The sequence below is a fragment of the Bradyrhizobium sp. CCBAU 21365 genome, assembly GCF_015291305.1.
In the GTDB taxonomy this organism is placed as follows: Bacteria; Pseudomonadota; Alphaproteobacteria; order Rhizobiales; family Xanthobacteraceae; genus Bradyrhizobium; species Bradyrhizobium elkanii.
Genome location: NZ_CP030036.1, coordinates 5,778,044 through 5,798,937, shown reverse-complemented (window position 1 = coordinate 5,798,937; position 20,894 = coordinate 5,778,044). Strand labels below are relative to the sequence as shown.

The window sequence follows — 20,894 nt, the reverse complement described above, 5'->3', positions numbered from 1 at the left end:
CTATCCCTCAGTCGCGTTTGCCGAAGCGGCGGTTCAAGCGGCTCCGGATATCGCCAGTGAGATCCATCGAGGTCATGAGCCTGCCGCTATCTGGATCCCAGAAATGCGATCGTCAGCGCGCGCCCTTCGGCTTGGAGCCAAGCAGATCGTGCGTCCCACTGACGCTTAACGTTCCCGAGCACTCGAATCCCCCGAAAATGCCGCAGGATCCGGTGACGGTGACGCGCAAGTCCTTGCGTTGATACAGGTCGACCGAAACGCCAAATCGCGAAAAATCATTGGCGCTGTTCGGCAGGATCAGGTCGATGTGATCGATCGCCCAGCGCGGCAGGTGAGGATTGCTCTTCCAGAACAGTTCGTTGACGGCGTGGTGCCCGAAATTCGGTCCGACCGTGAGGGCGCCGTCTGCGCCCTCGAACACGAAGCCCGTCTCGTCGATGTGAACATTGACCCGATCTGGCGCTACCGCGAAATGTAGCGACGTGATGTCTTGCGGCTGCGGGTCCTTGCCGAACTGCGCACTATAGTCGTCGCTCCATTGCCCTCGGCCGCGTCCCAGCCCGAAGCCGTGCCGGCCCGGAAGGTCTCGCGTGGAGAGGGGCCGGTCGGATAGCTTTGGGCGCCAGATCTCCCGGAATCCCTTGCCGATTGTGGCTGCCATCGACAGATCAAGGGCCCAATGCGACGGCTTCTCCGGGCTTTTGCCTTCGGCGAAGGCGTCGAATCCGTCCGAGGTCTTGGCAATGCGCAGCGTCTTGATCAGGTCTTCCCAGTCCTTGGGCAGGAACGTGACGCCGTCGAGCGTGCTCGTTGCGGCCGCCACGCCATACTTCTCCAATTGGCGTCGGATATAGGGCTTCTCGTCATAGAGGCGGACATTGGGATTCGGCCCCGCGAAATATTTCGACAGATCGATCTGCGGCCGGAGCATGATCAGCCGCGCCGCGATCTTGCGGTAGGTGTCGGTCGTGGTCGGGTCGGTGGTCGTCACGGGGCTGCCCTGCGAGTGAAAGCCAGTCTCCAATTTGTCTGGTCCGGGCGGGGCCGGGTTCAACTGAACCTCCCAACCGGAAACGCCGACCACCATTCGTGGAGCAGTGTCAACAGCAAGGACGATCCGATGTCACTTCGGAGCAGGGTGCTAGACGTACTCAATGGCCCGGCGGTCGCGCGCATTCGCTTCCGGTTTCCGATCCGTGGCAGCCACGTGACGATTGCACCGCAAACGTTCCATCACGTCGCTCGCGCGATCCGGTTGGGACAGGTCAGCGTCAGAGTTCCGACCGACCTCGCGGCAAATGTTGCGGCACAGTATAACGACGTCGCGCGAACCCGGGCGGACGGTACGGTCGTCGCGGCGAATACGCTGGAGGTCGTGTCGGCGACGGGGCGAATGGACGAAGCCTATATCGTCCACGAGGCCTTGCATGCGGCTTACGATCTGCTGCGGACCGGCCTTGACGGCAATGCGGAGGAGGCGTCCGCCTATGTCTGCACGGCGCTCTACTGCCGGATGACGGGCCTGCCGCGCCCCCGCTGGGCGAACGGCCCGATCTACGCCAATGCCGCGGAGGTCGCCCGAACGCTGCTGTCGCAATATCAGAAGGGTGATCCTGGGATTCCCTGGGTCGGCGAGCATGAATGGCGGATGCTGCGCGCCGGTGTCGGCCTTAGTGCGGTCTATGCCAGCGGACCTGGCGGCATTGTCACCGGATGGCTCCTTGGCCAACAATACACCCACGACGGCTGATGGGACGGAGGGGCTTCCGCTCCACAAACTGGCTGGCGGCCCGGCTCCCTGCCGCCACGTCCTTACCGAGGCCCACGCCGTCGAAAGCCTCAGGCAACCAGCAAACCCAGCTTGCCGACCGTCGCCAGCGAACGGTCAACGCTTTGTCGGGTTGACAGCAGCAGCGGCGCTGTGGGCTGCCCGGCATCGTCCATTTGCTTGACCTGGACGGTCGGCCCGAAGGTTTCGGTCATTTCGGCTGTGATCTGCTCGATCGTCCGGGAGCCGTCGAGCAGCTGCAGGAAGTGGCGCGTCCTGTCGTCCTCCAACTGCACGGTTTGGTGGAGCAGATTGGTGACCAGCGGACCGGTCAGCGCTTGTCTGCGGGCGAGCAGACTCGCCTGCGGGCAATCCGTGACTTCCTTCACGAGAAACGGCCGTGATTTGAGAAAGGAGACCTCGCCGCTGCAGGCCAGGATATAGAGCGCTTCCGTCAGTATCCGCCGGTCGTCGCCGGTTTGCCGGCCCTCCAGCAGCGTCCGGGCGCCATCGAGCAGTTCAGTGAATGAGAGTGCGCGCGGCCAGGCCCGGCCGAGACAAAGATGTGCAGCCTTCAGGAGCGGATTGGTCACCGTGATCCGGCTGCCGTCCTGATTTTCAAATTCCATCTCGGAATCGTCAGTCAGGCAGGCGTCAGGGCGACGTGGGCTGGCGGTGCTCAGCAGATAGAAGGCGGTGATGAAGTCGAGATCGACCTTGCGGTCAAGGAATATGCCTTCGTGGCAGAGCAACGTACGCCGAAACCCGTTGCCGTCGATAAAGTCCTGGTATTGATCGCGCGCCATGAACTCGCTTTCGGGAAAGCGCTGCAGCGTGGCGCGGACCTCTTCGGTGTAGCCGGCAAGATAGCGTCGCGAGAAATCGGCGTCGCTCAGATATTGCAGGCCATGTCGGCCGGCGTCTTCGACGACTTCGTGCAAGAGGAAGGCCGTCGCGCCGGAATCGAGATCGTCGTGAAAAAGCAATTCGTCCGGAGCGTTGAGCACGCGGGTGCATTGATCGCGCATGACTGCACCGTGTACCGAGTTGGACTTCGATCCTTCGCTGAGAAATTTCACGATGGCGCGAGCTTGTCCCACCTTCTCCTTCATCCCGGTGATGCGCCGGGTGTGGTAGCGCATCATGTCGCGGACCATGTCGCGAAGGTGCGAGAACGGGTGCGCGTTATAACTGACGTAGCACAGCCCCTTTGGCGCCAAATTCCGTTTGAAGATGGACATCATCTTCTCGCGCACGATCGGTGGTACCCATGAATACACGCCATGGGCGATGATGTAGTCGAACTGTCCGAAGGCCGCGTCGACATCCATGATGTCGCAATGCAGAAGCCTGATGTTGCTCAAGCCCAATGCGGCGATGTTTCGCTGTCCGCGTTCGATTGTAGCGCCGCTCAGGTCGATACCGATGAACTCGCTGTCTGGATATTGAAAAGCCATCGGCAACAGATTGCCGCCAACGCCGCAGCCGAGCTCCAGGACCCGGCAGCGCTCGACCGGAGCCGGCTGCATGCCATAGACCGAAGCGATCGTTGCCAGATGGTTCGGATGCGTGAGCCCGTAGACATGCCCGGGATAATACACCTCGTCGTATGCTGTGGTGCCGGTGGTCGGCTGGCGGTGCTCGGTCTGGATGTTCATCGCGGTCAGTTCCACGAATATGCAAACTTGTCGTTCACGATCGAGACGCGCGTCTGCTTGACCTCCTCCTTGGCGAGAGACTTGCTCAGGAATTCGCGCGAGAGTTCGGGCAGCAGCGTGTTGGTGATGATGTTATCGATCATCCGCCCCCCGGAGTCCGGATCGTTGCAACGGGATACGATGTGCTCGACGACTGCATCGTCGTAGCCGAAGGCAGCCTTGTGATTGTCGCGGAGGCGCTGTCCGATCCGGTCGAGCTGCAATCTGACGATGCCGGCAAGCATCTCGTCGGAAAGCGGAAAGTAGGGGATCGAGACAATGCGCCCGAGCAACGCGGCGGGGAACACCTTCAGCAGTTCCGGCCGCAGCAGCCTGGCGAGTTCTTCCGGATCGTTGCGATACTTGGGATCGCGCGCCAGGCTCATGATGAGATCGGTGCCGACGTTTGTGGTCAGAATGATCAATGTGTTCTTGAAATCAATTCGCCGACCGTTGCCGTCTTCCATGACTCCCTTGTCGAACACCTGAAAGAAGATCTCATGGACGTCGGGATGGGCCTTCTCCACCTCGTCGAGCAGGATAACGCTGTAGGGTTTGCGCCGGACCGCTTCGGTGAGCCGGCCGCCCTCACCATAGCCGACGTAACCCGGAGGTGCGCCCTTCAAGGTCGAGACCGTGTGCGCCTCCTGGAACTCCGACATGTTGATCGTGATCATGTTCTGCTCGCCGCCATAAAGGGTTTCGGCAAGCGCGAGGGCGGTTTCCGTCTTGCCCACGCCGGACGGTCCGGCCAGCATGAAAACGCCAATCGGCTTGGACGGGTTGTCCAACTTGGCGCGGCTGGTCTCGATTCGTTTGGCAATCATCGTCAGTCCGTGGGACTGGCCGACCACGCGGCGATTGAGAATTTCGGGCAGCTTCAGGACGGTCTCGATTTCGTCGCGCATCATTCTGCCGGTCGGGATGCCGGTCCAGTCGGACACGACAGAGGCCACCGACTGCTGATCGACATGGGCATAGATCATCCGCTTTTCCGGATTGATGCCCTCCAGTGTCTCGAACTTGCCGCGCAACTCGACGCGTTTGGTGGCGCGATCTTCGTCTTCGTTCCCGGAGAGGATTTCGCGAATGCTGCGGATGTCCTTGACGAGCTCCTGTTCCTTGGCCCAGTCGGCCTCCAGGCCGGTCAGCTTGTCCTTCAGCGCCGCTATGTCGCCTTCGATCGCGGTGATGCGCTCGCTGTTCTCGTCCCCGAGATCGCCGTCGCTGACCAGCGCCGATCGTTCGGCCTCGCGGGCCGCGATCGCGACGCGAGCGTCCTCGATCAGGGCCGGCGTCGCGCTTTGACTGATCGCTACCCGCGCCGAAGCTGTGTCCAGCAGGCTGACCGCCTTGTCCGGCAACTGTCGAGACGGAATGTAGCGATGCGACAGGTTGACCGCGGTCACGATCGCGGCGTCTGAGATGCGAACGCCGTGGTGCTTCTCCATCGGGCCGAGGAGGCCGCGCAGCATGATGCAGCAGGTCTCGACGTCCGGCTCATCGACCTGGATCGGCTGGAAGCGTCGTGTGAGTGCGGGATCCTTTTCGATGTACTGGCGATATTCCGCCCAGGTGGTGGCGGCGATGGTCCGCAGCGTGCCGCGGGCGAGGGGAGGCTTCAGGAGATTGGCCGCGTCGCCGGTGCCGGCCGTGCCACCGGCCCCGATCAGCGTGTGAGCCTCGTCGATGAACAGGATAATCGGGGTAGGCGAGTTCTGTACCTCGTCGATCACCGAGCGCAGGCGCTGCTCGAATTCGCCCTTCATCGAGGCGCCGGCCTGCATCAGGCCGATATCCAGCGCGCAGAGCCTGACGTTGCGCAGCGGCGGCGGCACCTCGCCGGCGGCAATGCGCTGGGCAAATCCCTCGACCACGGCGGTCTTGCCGACGCCGGCCTCGCCGGTGAGGATCGGATTGTTTTGCCGCCGGCGCATCAGCACGTCGATCAATTGACGGATTTCGTCGTCCCGACCAAGGATCGGGTCCATCTCGCCCGATCTGGCCTTTGCGGTGAGATCCTGGGAGAACCGGTCGAGCGGTGTCGTCCCCTTGGCATTCGCCCGGTCCGCACCATCGGTGCCGGCACCGGCCAATCCGGAGCCATCCATCGGACGCATGGTCTCCTCCTCGGAGCCCGCCCAGATCGCGCGGTGCTCCGCAGCCAATGCGTCGACATTTATCTTGGCGAATTCCTGCGAGATGTTGTTGAGCGCACGACGGATCTCGTTCGATTTCAATCCGGCGACCAGGAGATGGCCGGTGCGGATCTGGGTCTCGCCGAAGAACAGCGTGGCATAGTGCCAGCCACGGTCGAGAATATCGATGACCGAATTGGCGACGCCCGGCATGTCGGTTTCGTTCTTGCGGAAACCGTTGATGACGCCCGCGAGGTCCGACAACAGCCGCGCGCGGTCGAGCTTGTAGCGATCCGCCGACAGGCTGAGGTCGGTCCGCTCCTGTTGCAGGATGTGAAACAGCCAGTGCGCAAGCTCCACGTTACGGTTGCTGGCGCTCTTGGCGTGGCGCAGGGCCTGTATGAAGGCGTCGTAGCCGGCCCGGTTCAGTTTGCCAGTCACGGCCTCAAGGCTGATATCGGTCACGATGGCGCCTCCTGCTCAATCCCTGGGCGATGCCGGGTCGTCGCGGAAATCGGCTCGAATTCCCATGATGTTAGGACAATCGGAGCGATGCTTAGGTTCAAACCGGCGGCGTACCTGTCGCAGCATTGCGCCGGGCTCTCAGACGCTCGGCTAGGTGAAAGCGTGCATCGCGCCGGTACTCCTCGGTCGAGGCCCAGTTCGGCGAAACCCAGCTGGTCCATCCAAGGCGTCCGCTGTGCCCCAGCTTCATCGGGACAACCGCTCCCGCCGGAATGGCGAGTTCCACCTCCCACTCGAGTTCGTCGCCGATATAGAAATAGACGGCGTCAGCCAGGGGCTCGGACAGGTTCGGCGCTTCGGTGGGCAGGAACTGCTCGTATTGAGCAAAATCCTTCACGAATACGCGAACCCTGATCTTGTCTTCGACGCTGAACACGCGCGAGCCCAGGAGCGCGTCGTGACCGAGCCTGGCGTGCGTCCCGCCGAGCCGGCTGCAGTGGCTCGGGTCGAACGGGAGCCAGGTGCCAACGAACTCGTCGATCTCGACCCTGACATCGAACAGCCCTTGCAGGAGCCGCGCCAGCCGTGAAGCGGATTTCGCTCTCGGTGAAACCAGTCCCGCGAAGCTCAGCTTCGCCATGTCAGGCACGGTATCCCGATTGGCAAAAACATCGGAGCCGAGGCCGGCGAAGGAGCCGACATAGGCGATGAAGCGATCGTCGGATGGGCGATCGTGCTGGGCGATCGGCCGTGCGTCTGCCCAGGCTCGAAAGAACAATTGCAGGAAGCGTCCGTTCAGCAGGTCGAGAAAACGGGGGAAAGCGTCATCCCGCATCAACTGCCAGCCGACGCTCTCATCGGTGGTGGCCAGCGGCAGCGCGCCCTGCGGCCCAAGCAGGCCGAGGAATTTGACCAGAATTCTGAGCCTGCCATCGCGATCGTCGACCGAGCTCAGATTGGAGGCTGGAAATTCCAGATAGGGGGTTTGACCGAGGTCGACAAACTCCTCGCGACGCGCAGCACTGTCGCCGATCCGGGGCCGATCCGGATTGCATCGCTCGAGCTGGCGGAGCGTCTGAAAAAAATCGAACCGCCAGGGCTCGGCCTTCATCTGGTCGATCAGCGTCACAGCGGCCTCCGGGTGCCCATGCGGGCAGGCCAACGCATGATCTCGCCGCGCTCCGGGGTCGAGATGACGGTCTGGGTGAAGGTATTGAAGCCAGAATAGTCGGCGAAGAAGCGTTCCAGCACCGCCCCGAGCAGGAACACGCCGCTGCCTTCGAATGCCTTCTCGTCCAGCGTGACCGTGATCTCCAGGCCGCGCGCTGCGCCACTGCCGGTACGCTCACGCACCCGCCGCACCACGGGCCTGCTCTCGACGCTGCGCACGCCACGAATCTTGCGTTCCGTCGCGTCGTCGAACTGGTCGGCGAATAAGGACAGCATCTCGCGCAACGCCCCGGCGTTCTTGCCGCCGCTGCGTTCCACGAGGCCGAGATAGTTCAAGCTCAGCATGTTGATCAGGCGCCAGCTGACGACGCCGCTATTGGCGATTTCGCTGCGGCTGCGTAGCTGCGCCACCACCGGCTCGCGTGGCCGGGTGGGGCCGGCTATGCACATCAGCTCGAGCGAAGTGTCGTCCAGCAGGCGAAAGTCGGCGCCGCCCTGGCCGACCGGCAGATGTTCCGTGAGATGCCGGTTGGAGCACAGCGCCCGGACGCTCAGCTCGGCGGCGGATCCGCCGCCGCTCGGGTCGCCGGGCTCGAGCAGCGAAAGGAACATGTCCGTCCCGGTGTAGTCCGAGGCTGCGCCATAGGTCTTCTCTTCGACGGTGCGACGCCGCGGCAGCCGACGAACCGTATAATAAAGTCCCTCGACCGATCCGGCCGTCCGGTCGACGGCGGCGGAGTACAACGGACGCACGCGGCGCTTGTCCTTTTCCGCCGGAAAGTGTGCGTAAACCTCCAGCACCTGGTGCGGCTCGTATTCGAGATAGCGGCTTCGGTCGGGCACCACGTGGTATTCGTAGGTATTCGACTTGATCGGGATGCGATCGCTGGTCTTCTCGAACAGGTTGATCGCCGGGGCGGTGTAGAGACTGAAAGTATCCGCCCGGACCGAGGCGGCGAGCCGCGAGTTGTGCTCATCGAATGCGAAGACGATATCGATGGACTTGCTGCGTAACCGCGGCATCACTGCGCGAAGTTGCGTCAGATTGACGCCAAGGAACTTGCGCGGAAACACGAAATATTCCCGCAACAACTCCGAGCCGCGAAAGACCCGGTTGTCGTTCGGAAACAGGGATTCGTCCTCGTTGAAGCCGACCTGCTGCACACAGTCGTTCGGAGCCCGGATGACGACCGGATCGCCGAAATCGTCGAGATAGCGAAAATAGAGCCCGACGCAGTTCGAGGTCAGTTGTTCGTAAAGTGCGATGGCGTCCGACTCGGCGCCGGTCAGGTAGATGGGCAGTTCGCTGGTGCGGCAGCCGGCGAACCAGGTGTCCGGCTTGTTGCGAGCCTCCACGTCCGTCGGCTCGTCGTCGAGCCGCGCGGCGGTACGGTGCGTCAAGGAGAGCCTGAGCCCGGCGATAACTTCTCCGCCGACTGGAATCCCGAGGGCCTGCAAGGCGCCGGCGGTCGCAAAATATTCGGCGCCGGTGACGTCAAAGGGCCAAAGCACGATATCGCGGCAAAGCCGGAACCGACAGGCTAGGCTCCGTTCCCTTTCGCGATAGTTCGCGTCGAAATAGGCGCCCCGCGCAATCTTCTTGCCGTCGCGCAACGCCGGATCGGCGTAGGTCGGCTGAATCTTGACCAGCATGGCGGACGGAGTCGGCGCGAGATAATTCGGAACCAACTGCTCAAGCAGGTTCGCCGTGAATTCCGGAAACTCGTGCTTGAGCTTGAGCTGAACACGAGCGGCGAGAAATGCAGCGCCTTCCAACAGGCCTGAGATCATCGGATCTGAGCGGTCGCGGACCAGGCCGCCGAGCCGCTCGGCGATACCAGGATATTCCTCGGCAAAACCCTCCGCATGCTCGTACAGCAGCGACAGTTCACGATTGTAAAAGTCGAGGAACTCGCGATTCATGTTACAGTCGGTTGATCTGTATATCGCCGCTGTCGAGGTCGACGTCTGCGACGAATTCCACGGGCACGTTGAGCGGTTCGCACTTCAGGTCGGAATGCACGACGAAACGCAGCTTGAGCTGCTCGGCGCCCACGGAGGTGTCGCGCCGCACCCGGATGGACTTGCGATCGAGTCTCGGCTCGTAGGTCGTGAGCGACATGCGCAGGGCATCGCTGAGCTCCTCGTCGGTGACTTCGTCGATCGAACGGTTTGCGATATCGGGGAATCCATAGTTCAGGATCGAGGCGCGGACGCAGCCGCGACCCGTCAGGTCAAGCGTCGATTCGAGGGCAATGGTGTTGAGGAGTGTTTCGACGTCCTGCGAAACCTCGCGCCTCAGCAGCGTCTCCGAGATCGGGAAACGACCAGCGCTGCGCCGTCCCGCTATCACTCGCTCACCGAACTGATCGCGCAGTTCGAGTGGTTTGCGCGCATCGCGAGCGTCATGAGCCGCACGAAAGGCCAGCATCAATGGCGGAGAGAGCCGGTCCTTCCTTGGCGTAACAGTCATTGACGGTCCCCGTACCGCCAGCGCCGATTGCCGCTATGGGCAACCGGCGCCGGGCAGGAAGCTTGCGATCAGGCCCATTCCTTGTTGGCCGCAACGTCCCATCCGAATACCGGAGACGCGCCGGCGCCGCCTTTTTCCGTCTGGGTCTTGTAGGTCATTTTGACCTTCTGGAAGTTCAGGCTGACGTTTTCGGTGAGGCGATCCTCGCCGTGCGATCCACCCGTCGAGACGCTGGAGACCAGAACGTGCTTCATCTCGATCTTGAGATATTCGAGCGGGTGTTCACCGGCCTTGCGTACCGTGAGAATGGCGCTGTCGATGTGCTTTCCATTGGCGCAGACCTTGAAAAGCTCGGGTGTCGCCTTGTCCACGAAGTGCGTGAAGTGGAGGTCTTGAACGGCGACCTTGCCGGCGCCGCCGCCCGACCCGCTGTGGAACGTGCCGCTCTGGCTCTCGCCAAACGACCAGCTCAAAATGTCGATTTCGTCCTTGTGTTTGTCGTCGAGCGACTCGCCCTTGATCGGATCGAGTTTCAGAAAGATGTCGACAGCCATAGCATAGCCCTTTCAAAATGCTCTGATGATAGACGGTTTGCGATGGCGTGGCGTCAGGAGCTCGGGCCTGGCAGGCGCGAAACAAGACTGAGACCGACGTCCATCGCTTCCAATTGAAAGTGGGGACGGAGAAAGAAGCGCGCGTTGTAATATCCCGGGTTCTCCTCGTTTGCTATGACCTCAACCTTCGCAGCGGCCAGCGGCTTGCGCGCTTTCTGAGCTTCTGACGACAGGGCCGGATTGGCATCAACGTATTCGTTGATCCAGGTCTGCAGCCAGACCGTCAGCTCATCCTTTTCCTTCATGGATCCGATCTTGTCGCGAACCATGCACTTCAGATAATGCGCAAAGCGGGATACTGCGAACATGTAGGGCAGACGTGACGACAGGTTGTCGGACGCGGTTGCATCCACGCCCTTGTCGCCGAAATACTTCTTCGGCTTGTAGAGCGACTGGGCGCCGATGAAGGCGGCCTTGTCGGTGTTCTTGCGATGGATCAGCGGGATGAGTCCCGCCTTTGCAAGCTCGTGCTCGCGACGATCGCTGATGGCGATCTCGGTCGGGCATTTCAGGTCGACGCCACCATCGTCGGTCGGGAACGTATGCGTCGGCAGGTTGATGACCTCGCCGCCGGATTGGACGCCGCGGATGCGCGTGCACCAACCGAACTCCTTGAAGGCGCGGTTGATGTTGACTGCCATCGCGTAGGCGGCGTTGATCCAGCCGTATTTGTCACCGGTGTGCCCGTCCGTCTCCTCTTCGAAGGCGAACTCTTCCACCGGCTCCGATTTGGCGCCGTAGGGGAGGCGGCCCAGCGCGCGCGGCATGCACAGGCCGAGATAGCGCGAGTCGTCCTGATCGCGCAGTCCCTTCCATGCGGCGTATTCCGGCGTGTCGAACACCTTGCCGATGTCGCGAGGGTTGGACAGTTCGGTCCACGAGTCCATTCCCATCAGCGTAGGCTCGGCGCCGCTGAAGAAGGGGGCGTGCGCGGCGCCGGCGATCTTGCTGAGATCGCGGAGCAACTGCACGTCGGTGGGAAGGTGGCTGAAATAGTAGTCGCCGATCAGGCAGCCGAACGGCTCGCCGCCGAGCTGGCCAAATTCGTACTCGTAGATCTGCTTGAACAGCGGGCTCTGGTCCCAACGTGCATCGGGATAAAGTCGCAGGTTCCGATACAACTCGTTCTTGGAGACGTTCATCACCCGGATCTTGAGATTGGCGTCGGTCTCGGAATTGAAGACGAGGTAGTGAAGGCCGCGCCAGGCACTCTCGATCGCCTGGAATTCGGGCGCGTGCAGGATCTCGTTCATCTGCGCGGTCAGCTTCTGATCGATCCGCGCGATCATCTCCTCGATGGTGTCGAGCACGTCCGACTTGATGACGCTCGTGTCCTTGAGCGCCTCCTGAACCAGCGTGGACACCGCGTTCTCGACTTCGGTCGCCGCACGTTCGGTGCGCGGCTTGAAGCTTTGCTTCAGCAGGGCGGCGAACTCGTCAGCCTCGACGGTCCCGACCTTGGTGGTGGTCTCTTTATGGATTGCTTCTTTTGCCATGGTCCCCATTCCTTCCCTTAGCTGTTGCTGTCGGCTTCGGTGGACTGGCTGGTCGCGCGCTCGCGCAGTGCGGCCATCAGTTGAGGATCGGCGAGGAGTTTCTTCAGCTGGTCCTCGGCGCCCACCTTGCCATCCATGTAGCGCAGCAGGTTGGCGAGCTGTTCGCGCGCTTCGAGCAATTTGGCCGTCGCCGGCACCTGGCGGGCGACCGCCACCGGCGTGAAGTCGGACATCTTGTTGAAGCGCAGGTTGACGGAGATCTTTTCGTCGGACCCGTCGCTGAGACGATTGGCGACGCGCGCCGTCACGCCGGGCTGGATCGCCGCCATGCGGTTGTCGAAATTGTCCATGTCGAACTCGAGGAACTTGCGCTCCTCGACCTTCGCCTTCTCGACGCCGGGGTCGTTGCCGGAAAGATCGGACAGGACGCCCATGACGAACGGCAGTTCGATCAGCCGCTCGGCATCGTATGGATCTTCGTAAGTGATGTGCACGCGCGGTGCGCGGTTTCGGCGAATGAATTTTTGACCGCTGTCGGTTGCCATTGGGTTGCCCTCTTCACAAAAAATTCTCTGCGGAAGCCGACTTGCGCGACGCAGGCAGGGGAAGTGCCTCGGTCTTTCGTCGGCGGAGCTTCCTTCCGTTCAGTTAGTCCCGTCGAACGGAAGGCGGGTTCAATTCGATTTATCGATCGCCTTCAGAGCGCCCTCCGGCAGCACTTCGTTCAGCAGGCTGAGGAAGTCTCGCTGTGCGAGTTCGCGTGCGCGATCGACCAGGAACGGGATCGGGCTGGACGGCTCCGCGGCCCGGAAGAAGGAGGCAACCTTGCTCAGCAGGTCCAACGCTTGGGCTCTGTTTTCGGCTGCAAAAACAGCATCTTGAGCCTCATTTTCGGCCGCGGATGGGAGCGAGGTGGCGAACTCCGCCATGCGCTCGATCGGCAGGTCGAAAACCTTGTCGCGACCGATATTGATGGCGGCGCTCTCCACGTGGGCCGGCATCAGCATCCGCATCACTTCGATAAACGATTTGCCAACCATGTCCTGTGCCTGCCGCACCAGCAGCAGCGCCGGGCTCGACGGTTCCTTTCGAGCGAAATAGTCGGCAGCCGCTGCCAGCGCCGCGGATGCCTGTCCGGGTGATGTCACTGCGCCGGCGATTTCGATCGGAAGCTGCGGGCCGCCTTGAGCAGACTCGTCCGGGGACGGGGTGATTGCGGCCGGATCGCGTGCGGTGACAAGAGTCGCGAGCCAGCCGGCCATGCCATTCGCGACACCCGCCAGCCTGTCGAGACTGATGGGTTGCCCCGAGTTCAACTTTTCGTGCCAGACCGATTTGATGCCGGCGATCTCGGCAGCGACCGCCGAACAGCGGGCGCTCACCGCCTTGAGGGTGTCGAGGTCGGTCTCGCCGATGATGCGCTCGATGGTTCCGAGATCGGGCATGTCGACATCGGCATCGGCGGCGGGAATTTCGCCCTTGGCAATCTGATAGGCACGGTAGTTGAGGCTGCCGTGCCTTCGATTTTCGATCAGGGGGAGGAATTGGAGCGGGTTGATCACCGTCGGAAACACGTCGATCGCCTCGATGGTGACGGCCCGAAAAGCATAGTCGCCGTCCTCGCCCCTTGGGTGAACCGCTTCCCATTGTTCGCGCAGCAGCAGGGTGGTTGCCCTCAGGCAGCTGAGGAAGCCGTCGAGATCGCGGTTCAGGATGGAAAACTTGGCGAGCAGCATGGTCAGGCGCAGATCGCGGGTGCGAGCCAGCAGGGGCTGCGCAGCGGCGAACTGGCCGGCAATATCGATGGCTTTCGGGTCGAAGCGTCCGCGCTCTCCGTTCGCGTTGACGACCTCGAAATACGACATCGGCAGCAGCGATTCCGCAGCTGCGAAGAAATTCAGGTACTGAACGTCGCCGGCCGCATCGAGGTCAGGCCCGCAGGGATCGTCCGGGTCGATGGGCTGGGTCAGGGATGCGACGTCGAGCATGCAAAGAGGATCCGTCTGCGGGGGTCTGGCCCCTCTACCAGGTCCGGGACATCTGGCGGATCACGCGGGGGATCATGATCCGATTGACTGGTAGGTCAGATCAACGCCGGCCTCGGTTCATTCCCGCGATGATGGCGGTTTCCCGTGAACCGGCAAGCGCTTGGAACCGACTACATGAGTGCCGCAGTGGCTTCCTCAGGCAATGCTTCGCCGCGCCGGGAGAGGAGACACCGGGCGGACTTGTCGGCCATCCCAGCGATGGACGGCTCGGATTTCGGTCGTTCGTGCTTGACCGCCTGATGCGCCGGTTGCGCAGCTCGTGCGGTCAACGAGGGAGTTTAACGCCCACATGGGCCAGCTTACCCAGGATACCCGCCTCTGCGAGCTCAAGACCCCCCTTGGCAAGGACGTTCTGGTTTTTGCCCGGTTCGAGGCCGCCGAAGGTCTGAGTGAACTGTTCGAATACCGCATCGAATGTCTCAGCGAGGAAGCCGATCTCGACTTCGATCGGACCATCGGCAAGCAGTGCACCCTCACCATCAAATTGCACGAGAAGGAACGCGAGTTCAGCGGCATTCTCACAGAAGCCCAATGGCTGGGGGTGAAGAACGACTACTTCAGTTATCGGATCGTGCTGAGGCCCTGGTTGTGGCTGCTGTCGCGGACCACCGATTGCCGGATTTTTCAGGACAAGAAGGCGCCCGACATCATCAAGGAGGTCTTCAACGAGCGCGGCTTCACGGACTATGAGTCCAAGCTTACCGAAGAGGGCTCATGTCCAAAGCTCGAATACTGCGTTCAATATCGCGAGACCGACCTGGATTTCGTCTGCCGGTTGATGGAGCAGCACGGGATCTACTACTTCTTCAAGCATGAAGGCGGCAAGCACACGTTGGTGCTGGCTGACTCCAAGTCCTCGCACAGCCCCATCAACGGTCTCGCCAAGATCCCCTACATCCCGCTCTCCGGCTCCGACCGTCGCGGCGAGCAGCATATTTATGAATGGGCTTCCGAACGCCGGTTCCGCACCGGGAAGATCGAGCTCAACGATTACAACTATCAGAAGCCCAACGCGCAGATGATCAGTGACGCCAAGGGCTCCGAGCACTACACACGATCCGAGATGGAGTTCTACGACTATCCCGGCAAGTTCAAGGAGAAGTCCGACGGCGAGCGATACGCGAAGATCCAGCTCCAGGCCGAGCAGGCGATGGATCGGCGCCGCCGGGGCAACGGCGACGCCGTCAACCTTTTCCCCGGCGGACTAACCAAGCTCGAGAAGCACGCGAAAGACTCGCAGAACGTCGAATATCTCGTGGTACGGGCAGCTCACTCGTTTTCCATCGAATCCTATCGCACTGGCGGCCCCGGTGACGCCGGACAGCACGTCTACTTCGGCAGCTACGAATTTCTGCCAAGCGATCGGCCGTTTCGATCTCCCATGACGACGCCGAAGCCGAGGATCAACGGCATTCAGACCGCCAAGGTGGTGACCAAGGACGACAATTCGAGCGAGGAAATCGACGTCGAGTCGCTGGGCGAAATCTATGTTCGCTTTTTCTGGGATCGGAAGAAGAAGCGCTCATGCCGGTTGCGCGTGGCGCAAGTCTGGTCCGGCAAGCGCTGGGGCGGTCAGATCATCCCGCGCGTCGGGCAGGAGGTGGTCGTGGAATTCCTGGAAGGGGATCCCGACCGGCCCTTGGTGATAGGGACCGTCTACAACGATGAATACAAGCTGCCCTACGATCTGCCGTCCAAGAAGACGATTGCGGGATTGAAGTCCGACTCGACCAAGGGAGGCGGCGGCTACAACGAATGGAACTTCGAGGACAAGAAGGGGTCCGAGAAGATCACCGTGCACGCCGAGAAGGACTACGACGTCACGGTCCGCGACACCGAGACCAGGACCATTGGCGAGGCCGCGTTCGGCGGCGATACCCGCAAGACCACGCTCAAGAACGGCAACGACAAGCTTGATATCGAATTGGGCGGTCAGCACATCAAGCTGGCGATGGATCAGTCGGTCGATGCGGGCCTGAGCATTACCCTCACGGCCAACGTCAATATCACCCTGCAGGTTGGTCCAAGCCAGATCATCCTGTCTCCAGCCGGCATCGTCATCAACGCGCCGACCATCACCATGACCGCGCAGGCCGCCATGGCGCTCGCGGCCGGCGGCCCGTTGGTTGCCCACGGCACGCCAACCATTGTCGGCTGACAGCCATGAATCAGGTTCGGTTCAGCACAGTCCACGATCTCTTCGAAGCCTATCCGCTGGCGCGCTACGACGTCGGCAAAGCCGCTCCGGACAAGTTGTCGTTGGACTTCCTGCAGGAGGCGGCCGATGCGGGCAACTGGCACCAGGCTGTGTCCTTCTGCGCGTATCTGCTCCCCAGGCGTGTGGCCGTCGCCTGGGGCTGTCGCTCGTTGCGGCAGATGTTCGACCATTTCGACGGCAATGAAGGCAGGTCGCTCAATTTTGCCGAGACCTGGGTCCGGCAGCCGGACGAGCAATCGCGCAACAAGGCTTTGGCGGTCGGCAATGCCAACGATCCCGAGCAGCCGGCGACCTGGCTGGCGCTGGCGGCGGGTTGGTCCGGCGGAAGCGTGGTTCCCGCGGAATTCGCACCGGTCGAAGCCAAGCCGGATCAGACGGCGCGGGCGGTTCGCGCAGCCCTTTTGATCGGCCTCTGCCGGCTCACCCGCGAGTCCAGGGACCGGATAATGACGGCCTGCCTGGAGGATGGTATTCAATTGGCACGCGGCGAACCGCGCCCTCCACGCTGACGAGACGATGTGATGGTGCTTCGCTTTAACATCGAGAACGAGCCGACCCTTCCAGACGGCGGCCCCGTGTCATTTACCGTCACCGGAAGGCGTTCGGTCGACATTGGCCGGGACCGCCATCTCGACTGGACATTGCCCGATCCGGCGCGGATGATTTCGGGGAAGCATTGCGAGATCCATTATCGCGACGGCGGCTACTGGTTGCACGACGTCTCGACCAACGGCACCTTTCTCAACGGTGCCGACCAGCGCATGCGGGGAGCGCACCGGCTGCGCAATGGCGATCGGCTCGTCATCGGCCACTATGTCATTGGCGTTTCGCTGGACCTGGATGAGCCTGCCGAGGGCACGCCGAGCCATGGCGCGCAGCAGCAAGCTCCGCTCGCTCGGCAGCACGCCGATTACCAGGAACTGTGGGCTCCCGGTCGCGACGTGCCGCCGCCGATCGACCCGCAGCAGTTGCGAAAACCGCGCGAGGCCGCGCGGCCCGTCAATCCGGAATTCCTGGACTGGGCGGCGAGCGTTCCGCCGGCGGGTATGGATCCTGTCCGGCATTCGCCGCAGATGCCTCAGCGCGAGCCGCCGCTGCACGACGACATGAGCTGGGCAGCCGGTCCGGTCGCCACGCCAAAACCGCCGGTCGACGTGCTGCACGCGATGCCGACGCCGCGCCGACCATCGGTATGGGCCGACGACGAAGCGGCTGTCCCGCCACCGCCGGCTCCCTCACCGGCAGGGCATATGGGAGCGCCGCGGCCGCAACTGGCCGAGCCGACACCGGCCACGGCCGCGCCGATCGGCAACCCCGAATTTGCGCGCCTGGTTGCACGTGCTGCCGGGCTGCCCGACGGTTTCTTTGCCGACAAGACCGAAGCCGAACTCGCGGAACAGCTTGGCGTCATCCTGCGCATGACGGTGGAAAACCTGATGGCCCTGCTGCAGGCGCGGACCCAGGCCAAGCAGCTGACGCGCAGCACCAGCCAAACCACCATCCAGGCCATCGAGAACAATCCGCTGAAATTCTCGCCGACCGCGGAAGACGCGATGCGTATCCTGTTCGGGCCGCCGACGCGCAGTTACCTCGATGCGCCGCATGCCTTCGCCCAGGGCTTCAAGGACCTCAAATCCCACCAATTGAAGACCTATGCGGCAATGCAGCATGCCGTCCGGGGACTGATCGCCAGTATCGATCCGACGCTGATGGCGCGCGAGCTCGAGCTTCAGCGCGGCGCAAGGTCCTTGTTTGGCTCGAACAAGAGCAAGCTCTGGGATGAATTTTTGACGCGCTGGAACGCGCATCTCGGTCGCGACGAAAGCGCGCCGATCGATACCTTCATGCTGCATTTCTCCGAATATTACGACCGCACAGACAAATCGGGGTCAAAGTGAACTGTCGGTGACGATGCAGTCGCCGATCATTGCCAAGTGGATGTAGGAATGTCCTGGTACAGCAAAGTTTTCTGGTCGGAAGGTCTGTTCCTGCGGCCGCATCATCTGCAGCAGAACGATCGCTATCTCGAGCATCTGCTGGAAAAGCGCGTTCGTTACACGACACCGTACCCCTGGGGCTTCGCCCAGCTCGAGATCGACAACGATCTTACTCAGCAGAGCAAGTTCGCCGTGCGCAGTGCGACCGGCGTCATGCCGGACGGAACGCCGTTCGATATTCCTGCCGACAGTCCGATCCCGGAAGCCATCGAAGTGCCGGATTCGGCCGCTGGCCAGATCGTCTGGCTGATGATGCCGGTCGCGGCGCCCAATACGCGGGAGGTGGATGAGGATCGCACCGACAGCGCAAGTCGCTACGTTCGGACTGCCGAGACGTTTATCGATTCAACCTCGGCGCTGCGCATCGAGGAAGAGATCGACATTGTCTATCCGCGGCTCTCGTTCGAGCTGCGCAAGACGAGCAAGCCGGGATACATGGGGCTCGGCATCGCTCGCATCCTCGAAGTGCGCGACAAGAATATCCTGTTCGACGACAAATTTGTGCCGCCGATGCTGGTCTGCGCCGCGCATCCGGTTGTCGATGGCTGGCTCAATCGAATCATCGGCTGGGTTGAGACCAAGCTCGACGAGCTGGCGCGCTACGCAGTCGATCCTTCGTCCGGCGGCGGCTTGCAAAGCGTCGATTATCTGGTGCTGCAGGTGCTGAACCGGACCATTCCGGTGCTGACTCATTTCAAGCGGTCCGGCAGCGTACATCCCGAGCGGTTGTACGAGGAACTGTTGAGGTTTGCCGGTGAGCTTGCGACCTTCGCGACCACCGAACGGCGCGCACGGGACTACCCGGTATATGATCACGACAACCTCGAATACGTCTTCACGCCCCTGGTGCGCGACATCCAGGATTTCCTGAGCGCGCGGTTGGGCAGGCGGGCGATCCGTCTGGAGATCATCGAACGTGCCCAGAACGCATTTGTATCGCCGATCCGCGATCGCGCGCTGTTCCGGAATGCGACGCTGGTGCTTGAGGTCGCCGCGCGGCGGCCGCTCGTGGAGATTCAGAATGAATTCCCGCACCTGTTCAAGGTCGGGCCCAACACGAAAATGACCGAGATTGTGCACGCAAACCTGCCGGGTTTGACCCTGGTGCATCTGCCGACGCCGCCACCGCACATCCGGGCCATCACAGACCACGTCTATTTCTATCTCGATCGCAAGTCGCCGCTGTGGCCCGAGTTCAGCACAGCGGCGTCGATCGGGATGCATTTTTCCGGCGACTGGCCGGAGCTTGAGTTGTACCTTTGGGCCATCCTGGAAGAGCGGCCATGACCGACAGGGACAAGCCGGTTAATCCTTTCGGTCGGGGTGAGCGGACCATCATCCGTCCGAACCCCGGCGGGAAGATGCCGCCGGCTCCGGCCCCTCAACCTCCGGCAGGCGAGGGGCCTGCCAGCCGTCCGGCGTACTCGCCATCGCCCATGGCTACGCCGGGTGGCCCTTCGCCACCGCCTTCATTTTCTCCCGTACCGCAGAGCGCAAGCTACGCCAACCTGCCGACCAGCCAGCCGTCAGAGGAATGGATTTCGACACCGGCGCCGGCTCAGGCGCCGCAACCGATCCTGCCGCCCGGACCACCGTTGCGTGTCGACGATCTGGTTGCACCAAACGCCAATCCGGTGATGCGCGCCGGTGGCCCTTTGCTGCAATTGCTTGGCCGGCTGCGCGTCGCGCTGATGCGGGCGTCATTCGCGAGCCTGATGGAGCAGGTCGCCGACGCCATCAAGTTCTTCGAGAAGGATATCCGCTCGGCCGGCATTTCCGAGCACCAGGCCAATACCGCGAAGTATATCCTGTGCGCTACCGCCGACGATATTGTGCAGCACATACCGACCGACGATCGACACGTTTGGGCCCAATATTCGATGCTCAGCCGGTTCTTCGGCGAGCGCGTGGGCGGCGTACGCTTCTTCGAGATTCTCGACCATTTGAAGACCGATCCGCTCGTCAACTATCCAGTGCTCGAGCTTCAGCACGCCTGCCTTGCGCTCGGATTCCAGGGCATTCACCGGACGTCGCCGGGCGGGCTTGCGAACCTCCAGGTGATCCAGCGCAACCTCTATGAAACGCTGCGCCGGGTTCGGCCCAAGCCGACCAACGATTTGTCGCCGCACTGGCGCGGCCAGGCCTTGGCCGGTCGGCGGAAGCACTTGCGTATCCCCGTTTGGCTGGTGGCGGCCGTGGTCGCCGCGCTGCTGACCGGATCCTATTTCGTTCTGCGGACGTTGCTGGCTGGCCGTGCAGAGAATGCTGCGCAAGTTGCGCTGGCACTGCATCCCGGCGATCCGATCGAGCTCAAGCGCCGCGTCGTTGCGCCGCCGCCACCACCGCCTCCGCCGCCACCCCCGGACCGCATCACGCAGCTGCAGCGCATTCGCAACGCACTTGCACAGGAGAAGACGGCCTGCGCCATGACCGCGGATCAGACGGCGAGCTTCATCGTGATCAGGGTCTGCGATCTCGCATTGTTTGCCTCGGGCCAGGCAACCATCCTGGATGGTTTCAAGCCGATCGCGGCCCGCGTTGCGGCGACGCTCGACAAGGAGCCGGGCCGAATCCGGGTGGTTGGCCATACCGACAGCTCGCCGATCCGCACCGTGCGTTTCCCCTCGAACTTCGAACTGTCGGTCGAGCGCGCCAAGGCGGTTGCCGCCGCGCTGAAGCCCAGCCTGGCCGATGGTTCGCGCATCGATGTCGACGGCAAGGGATCTGATTCACCGATTGCCAGCAATTCGACGCCCGAGGGGCGTGCCAAGAACCGTCGGGTCGAAATCTTCATCGAACGCAGCGAATAG

The 20,894-nt window shown here is 62.3% G+C and carries 16 protein-coding genes; 6 read left to right on the top strand and 10 right to left on the bottom strand.

Annotation, left to right across the window (positions count from 1 at the left end; translation table 11 throughout):
* Window positions 1–112: 112 nt before the first annotated feature.
* Window positions 113–991, bottom strand: coding sequence for a hypothetical protein (locus tag XI02_RS27175; protein ID WP_018272207.1), 879 nt, complete (start codon window positions 989–991; stop codon window positions 113–115).
* Window positions 992–1,120: 129 nt separating this feature from the next.
* Between XI02_RS27175 and XI02_RS27170 the strand changes: the two genes are divergently transcribed.
* A complete protein-coding gene (locus XI02_RS27170; protein ID WP_026192915.1) occupies window positions 1,121–1,750 on the top strand; it encodes a hypothetical protein in 630 nt (209 codons plus the stop codon).
* A gap of 89 nt (window positions 1,751–1,839) precedes the next feature.
* On the opposite strand, the gene XI02_RS27165 is transcribed toward XI02_RS27170, so the two are convergent.
* The 9 genes from XI02_RS27165 to XI02_RS27125 form a co-directional block, all read right to left on the bottom strand.
* On the bottom strand, window positions 1,840–3,426 hold the full coding sequence (locus tag XI02_RS27165) for a class I SAM-dependent methyltransferase (protein WP_038380522.1): 1,587 nt from the start codon (window positions 3,424–3,426) through the stop codon (window positions 1,840–1,842).
* A 5-nt stretch (window positions 3,427–3,431) separates the two neighbouring features.
* Window positions 3,432–6,068 (bottom strand): type VI secretion system ATPase TssH, encoded by a 2,637-nt coding sequence (gene tssH, locus XI02_RS27160; RefSeq protein WP_018272204.1) that lies wholly within the window; start codon window positions 6,066–6,068, stop codon window positions 3,432–3,434.
* 97 nt (window positions 6,069–6,165) lie between these two features.
* Window positions 6,166–7,230, bottom strand: coding sequence for a type VI secretion system baseplate subunit TssG (tssG, locus tag XI02_RS27155; RefSeq protein WP_018272203.1), 1,065 nt, complete (start codon window positions 7,228–7,230; stop codon window positions 6,166–6,168).
* Window positions 7,194–9,161, bottom strand: coding sequence for a type VI secretion system baseplate subunit TssF (tssF, locus tag XI02_RS27150; protein WP_038380498.1), 1,968 nt, complete (start codon window positions 9,159–9,161; stop codon window positions 7,194–7,196). Before tssF ends, tssG begins: the two co-directional genes overlap by 37 nt.
* 1 nt (window position 9,162) lies before the next feature.
* Window positions 9,163–9,711: a type VI secretion system baseplate subunit TssE gene (tssE, locus tag XI02_RS27145; RefSeq protein ID WP_026192914.1), complete on the bottom strand. Its 549-nt coding sequence runs from the start codon at window positions 9,709–9,711 to the stop codon at window positions 9,163–9,165.
* Between the two features lie 68 nt (window positions 9,712–9,779).
* Window positions 9,780–10,265 (bottom strand): type VI secretion system tube protein Hcp, encoded by a 486-nt coding sequence (locus tag XI02_RS27140; RefSeq protein WP_016843423.1) that lies wholly within the window; start codon window positions 10,263–10,265, stop codon window positions 9,780–9,782.
* A gap of 53 nt (window positions 10,266–10,318) precedes the next feature.
* Window positions 10,319–11,821 (bottom strand): type VI secretion system contractile sheath large subunit, encoded by a 1,503-nt coding sequence (gene tssC, locus XI02_RS27135; protein ID WP_018272201.1) that lies wholly within the window; start codon window positions 11,819–11,821, stop codon window positions 10,319–10,321.
* A 17-nt stretch (window positions 11,822–11,838) separates the two neighbouring features.
* Window positions 11,839–12,366: a type VI secretion system contractile sheath small subunit gene (gene tssB / locus XI02_RS27130; RefSeq protein ID WP_016843425.1), complete on the bottom strand. Its 528-nt coding sequence runs from the start codon at window positions 12,364–12,366 to the stop codon at window positions 11,839–11,841.
* Between the two features lie 129 nt (window positions 12,367–12,495).
* Complete coding sequence (locus XI02_RS27125; RefSeq protein ID WP_038380497.1) at window positions 12,496–13,809, bottom strand: ImpA family type VI secretion system protein; 1,314 nt, start codon at window positions 13,807–13,809, stop codon at window positions 12,496–12,498.
* 349 nt (window positions 13,810–14,158) lie between these two features.
* On the opposite strand from XI02_RS27125, the gene XI02_RS27120 reads away from it, so the two are divergent.
* The 5 genes from XI02_RS27120 to tssL all read left to right on the top strand — a co-directional run bounded on the left by XI02_RS27120 (window position 14,159) and on the right by tssL (window position 20,894).
* Window positions 14,159–16,027 carry a type VI secretion system Vgr family protein gene (locus tag XI02_RS27120; protein ID WP_172647751.1) on the top strand — a complete coding sequence of 623 codons (1,869 nt, stop codon included), beginning with the start codon at window positions 14,159–14,161 and terminating at the stop codon, window positions 16,025–16,027.
* A 5-nt stretch (window positions 16,028–16,032) separates the two neighbouring features.
* Entirely contained in the window at window positions 16,033–16,596 is a 564-nt protein-coding gene (locus XI02_RS27115) for a hypothetical protein (RefSeq protein ID WP_016843428.1), read from the top strand.
* Between the two features lie 12 nt (window positions 16,597–16,608).
* Window positions 16,609–17,985 carry a type VI secretion system-associated FHA domain protein TagH gene (gene tagH, locus XI02_RS27110; RefSeq protein ID WP_018272198.1) on the top strand — a complete coding sequence of 459 codons (1,377 nt, stop codon included), beginning with the start codon at window positions 16,609–16,611 and terminating at the stop codon, window positions 17,983–17,985.
* Between the two features lie 48 nt (window positions 17,986–18,033).
* A complete protein-coding gene (gene tssK / locus XI02_RS27105) occupies window positions 18,034–19,371 on the top strand; it encodes a type VI secretion system baseplate subunit TssK (protein ID WP_018272197.1) in 1,338 nt (445 codons plus the stop codon).
* A gap of 149 nt (window positions 19,372–19,520) precedes the next feature.
* The gene (gene tssL / locus XI02_RS27100; protein WP_259245462.1) at window positions 19,521–20,894 is read left to right on the top strand and encodes a type VI secretion system protein TssL, long form; all 1,374 of its coding nucleotides are present in this window, start codon (window positions 19,521–19,523) and stop codon (window positions 20,892–20,894) included.

Bases quoted from the DNA above. Each gene is read 5' to 3' on its own strand.
- XI02_RS27170 (WP_026192915.1), top strand. From the start codon at position 1,121: ATGTCACTTCGGAGCAGGGTGCTAGACGTACTCAATGGCCCGGCGGTC.
- XI02_RS27165 (WP_038380522.1), bottom strand. From the start codon at position 3,426: ATGAACATCCAGACCGAGCACCGCCAGCCGACCACCGGCACCACAGCA.
- tssF (WP_038380498.1), bottom strand. From the start codon at position 9,161: ATGAATCGCGAGTTCCTCGACTTTTACAATCGTGAACTGTCGCTGCTG.
- tssE (WP_026192914.1), bottom strand. From the start codon at position 9,711: ATGACTGTTACGCCAAGGAAGGACCGGCTCTCTCCGCCATTGATGCTG.
- XI02_RS27140 (WP_016843423.1), bottom strand. From the start codon at position 10,265: ATGGCTGTCGACATCTTTCTGAAACTCGATCCGATCAAGGGCGAGTCG.
- tssC (WP_018272201.1), bottom strand. From the start codon at position 11,821: ATGGCAAAAGAAGCAATCCATAAAGAGACCACCACCAAGGTCGGGACC.
- tssB (WP_016843425.1), bottom strand. From the start codon at position 12,366: ATGGCAACCGACAGCGGTCAAAAATTCATTCGCCGAAACCGCGCACCG.
- XI02_RS27125 (WP_038380497.1), bottom strand. From the start codon at position 13,809: ATGCTCGACGTCGCATCCCTGACCCAGCCCATCGACCCGGACGATCCC.
- XI02_RS27120 (WP_172647751.1), top strand. From the start codon at position 14,159: ATGGGCCAGCTTACCCAGGATACCCGCCTCTGCGAGCTCAAGACCCCC.
- XI02_RS27115 (WP_016843428.1), top strand. From the start codon at position 16,033: ATGAATCAGGTTCGGTTCAGCACAGTCCACGATCTCTTCGAAGCCTAT.
- tagH (WP_018272198.1), top strand. From the start codon at position 16,609: ATGGTGCTTCGCTTTAACATCGAGAACGAGCCGACCCTTCCAGACGGC.
- tssK (WP_018272197.1), top strand. From the start codon at position 18,034: ATGTCCTGGTACAGCAAAGTTTTCTGGTCGGAAGGTCTGTTCCTGCGG.
- tssL (WP_259245462.1), top strand. From the start codon at position 19,521: ATGGCTACGCCGGGTGGCCCTTCGCCACCGCCTTCATTTTCTCCCGTA.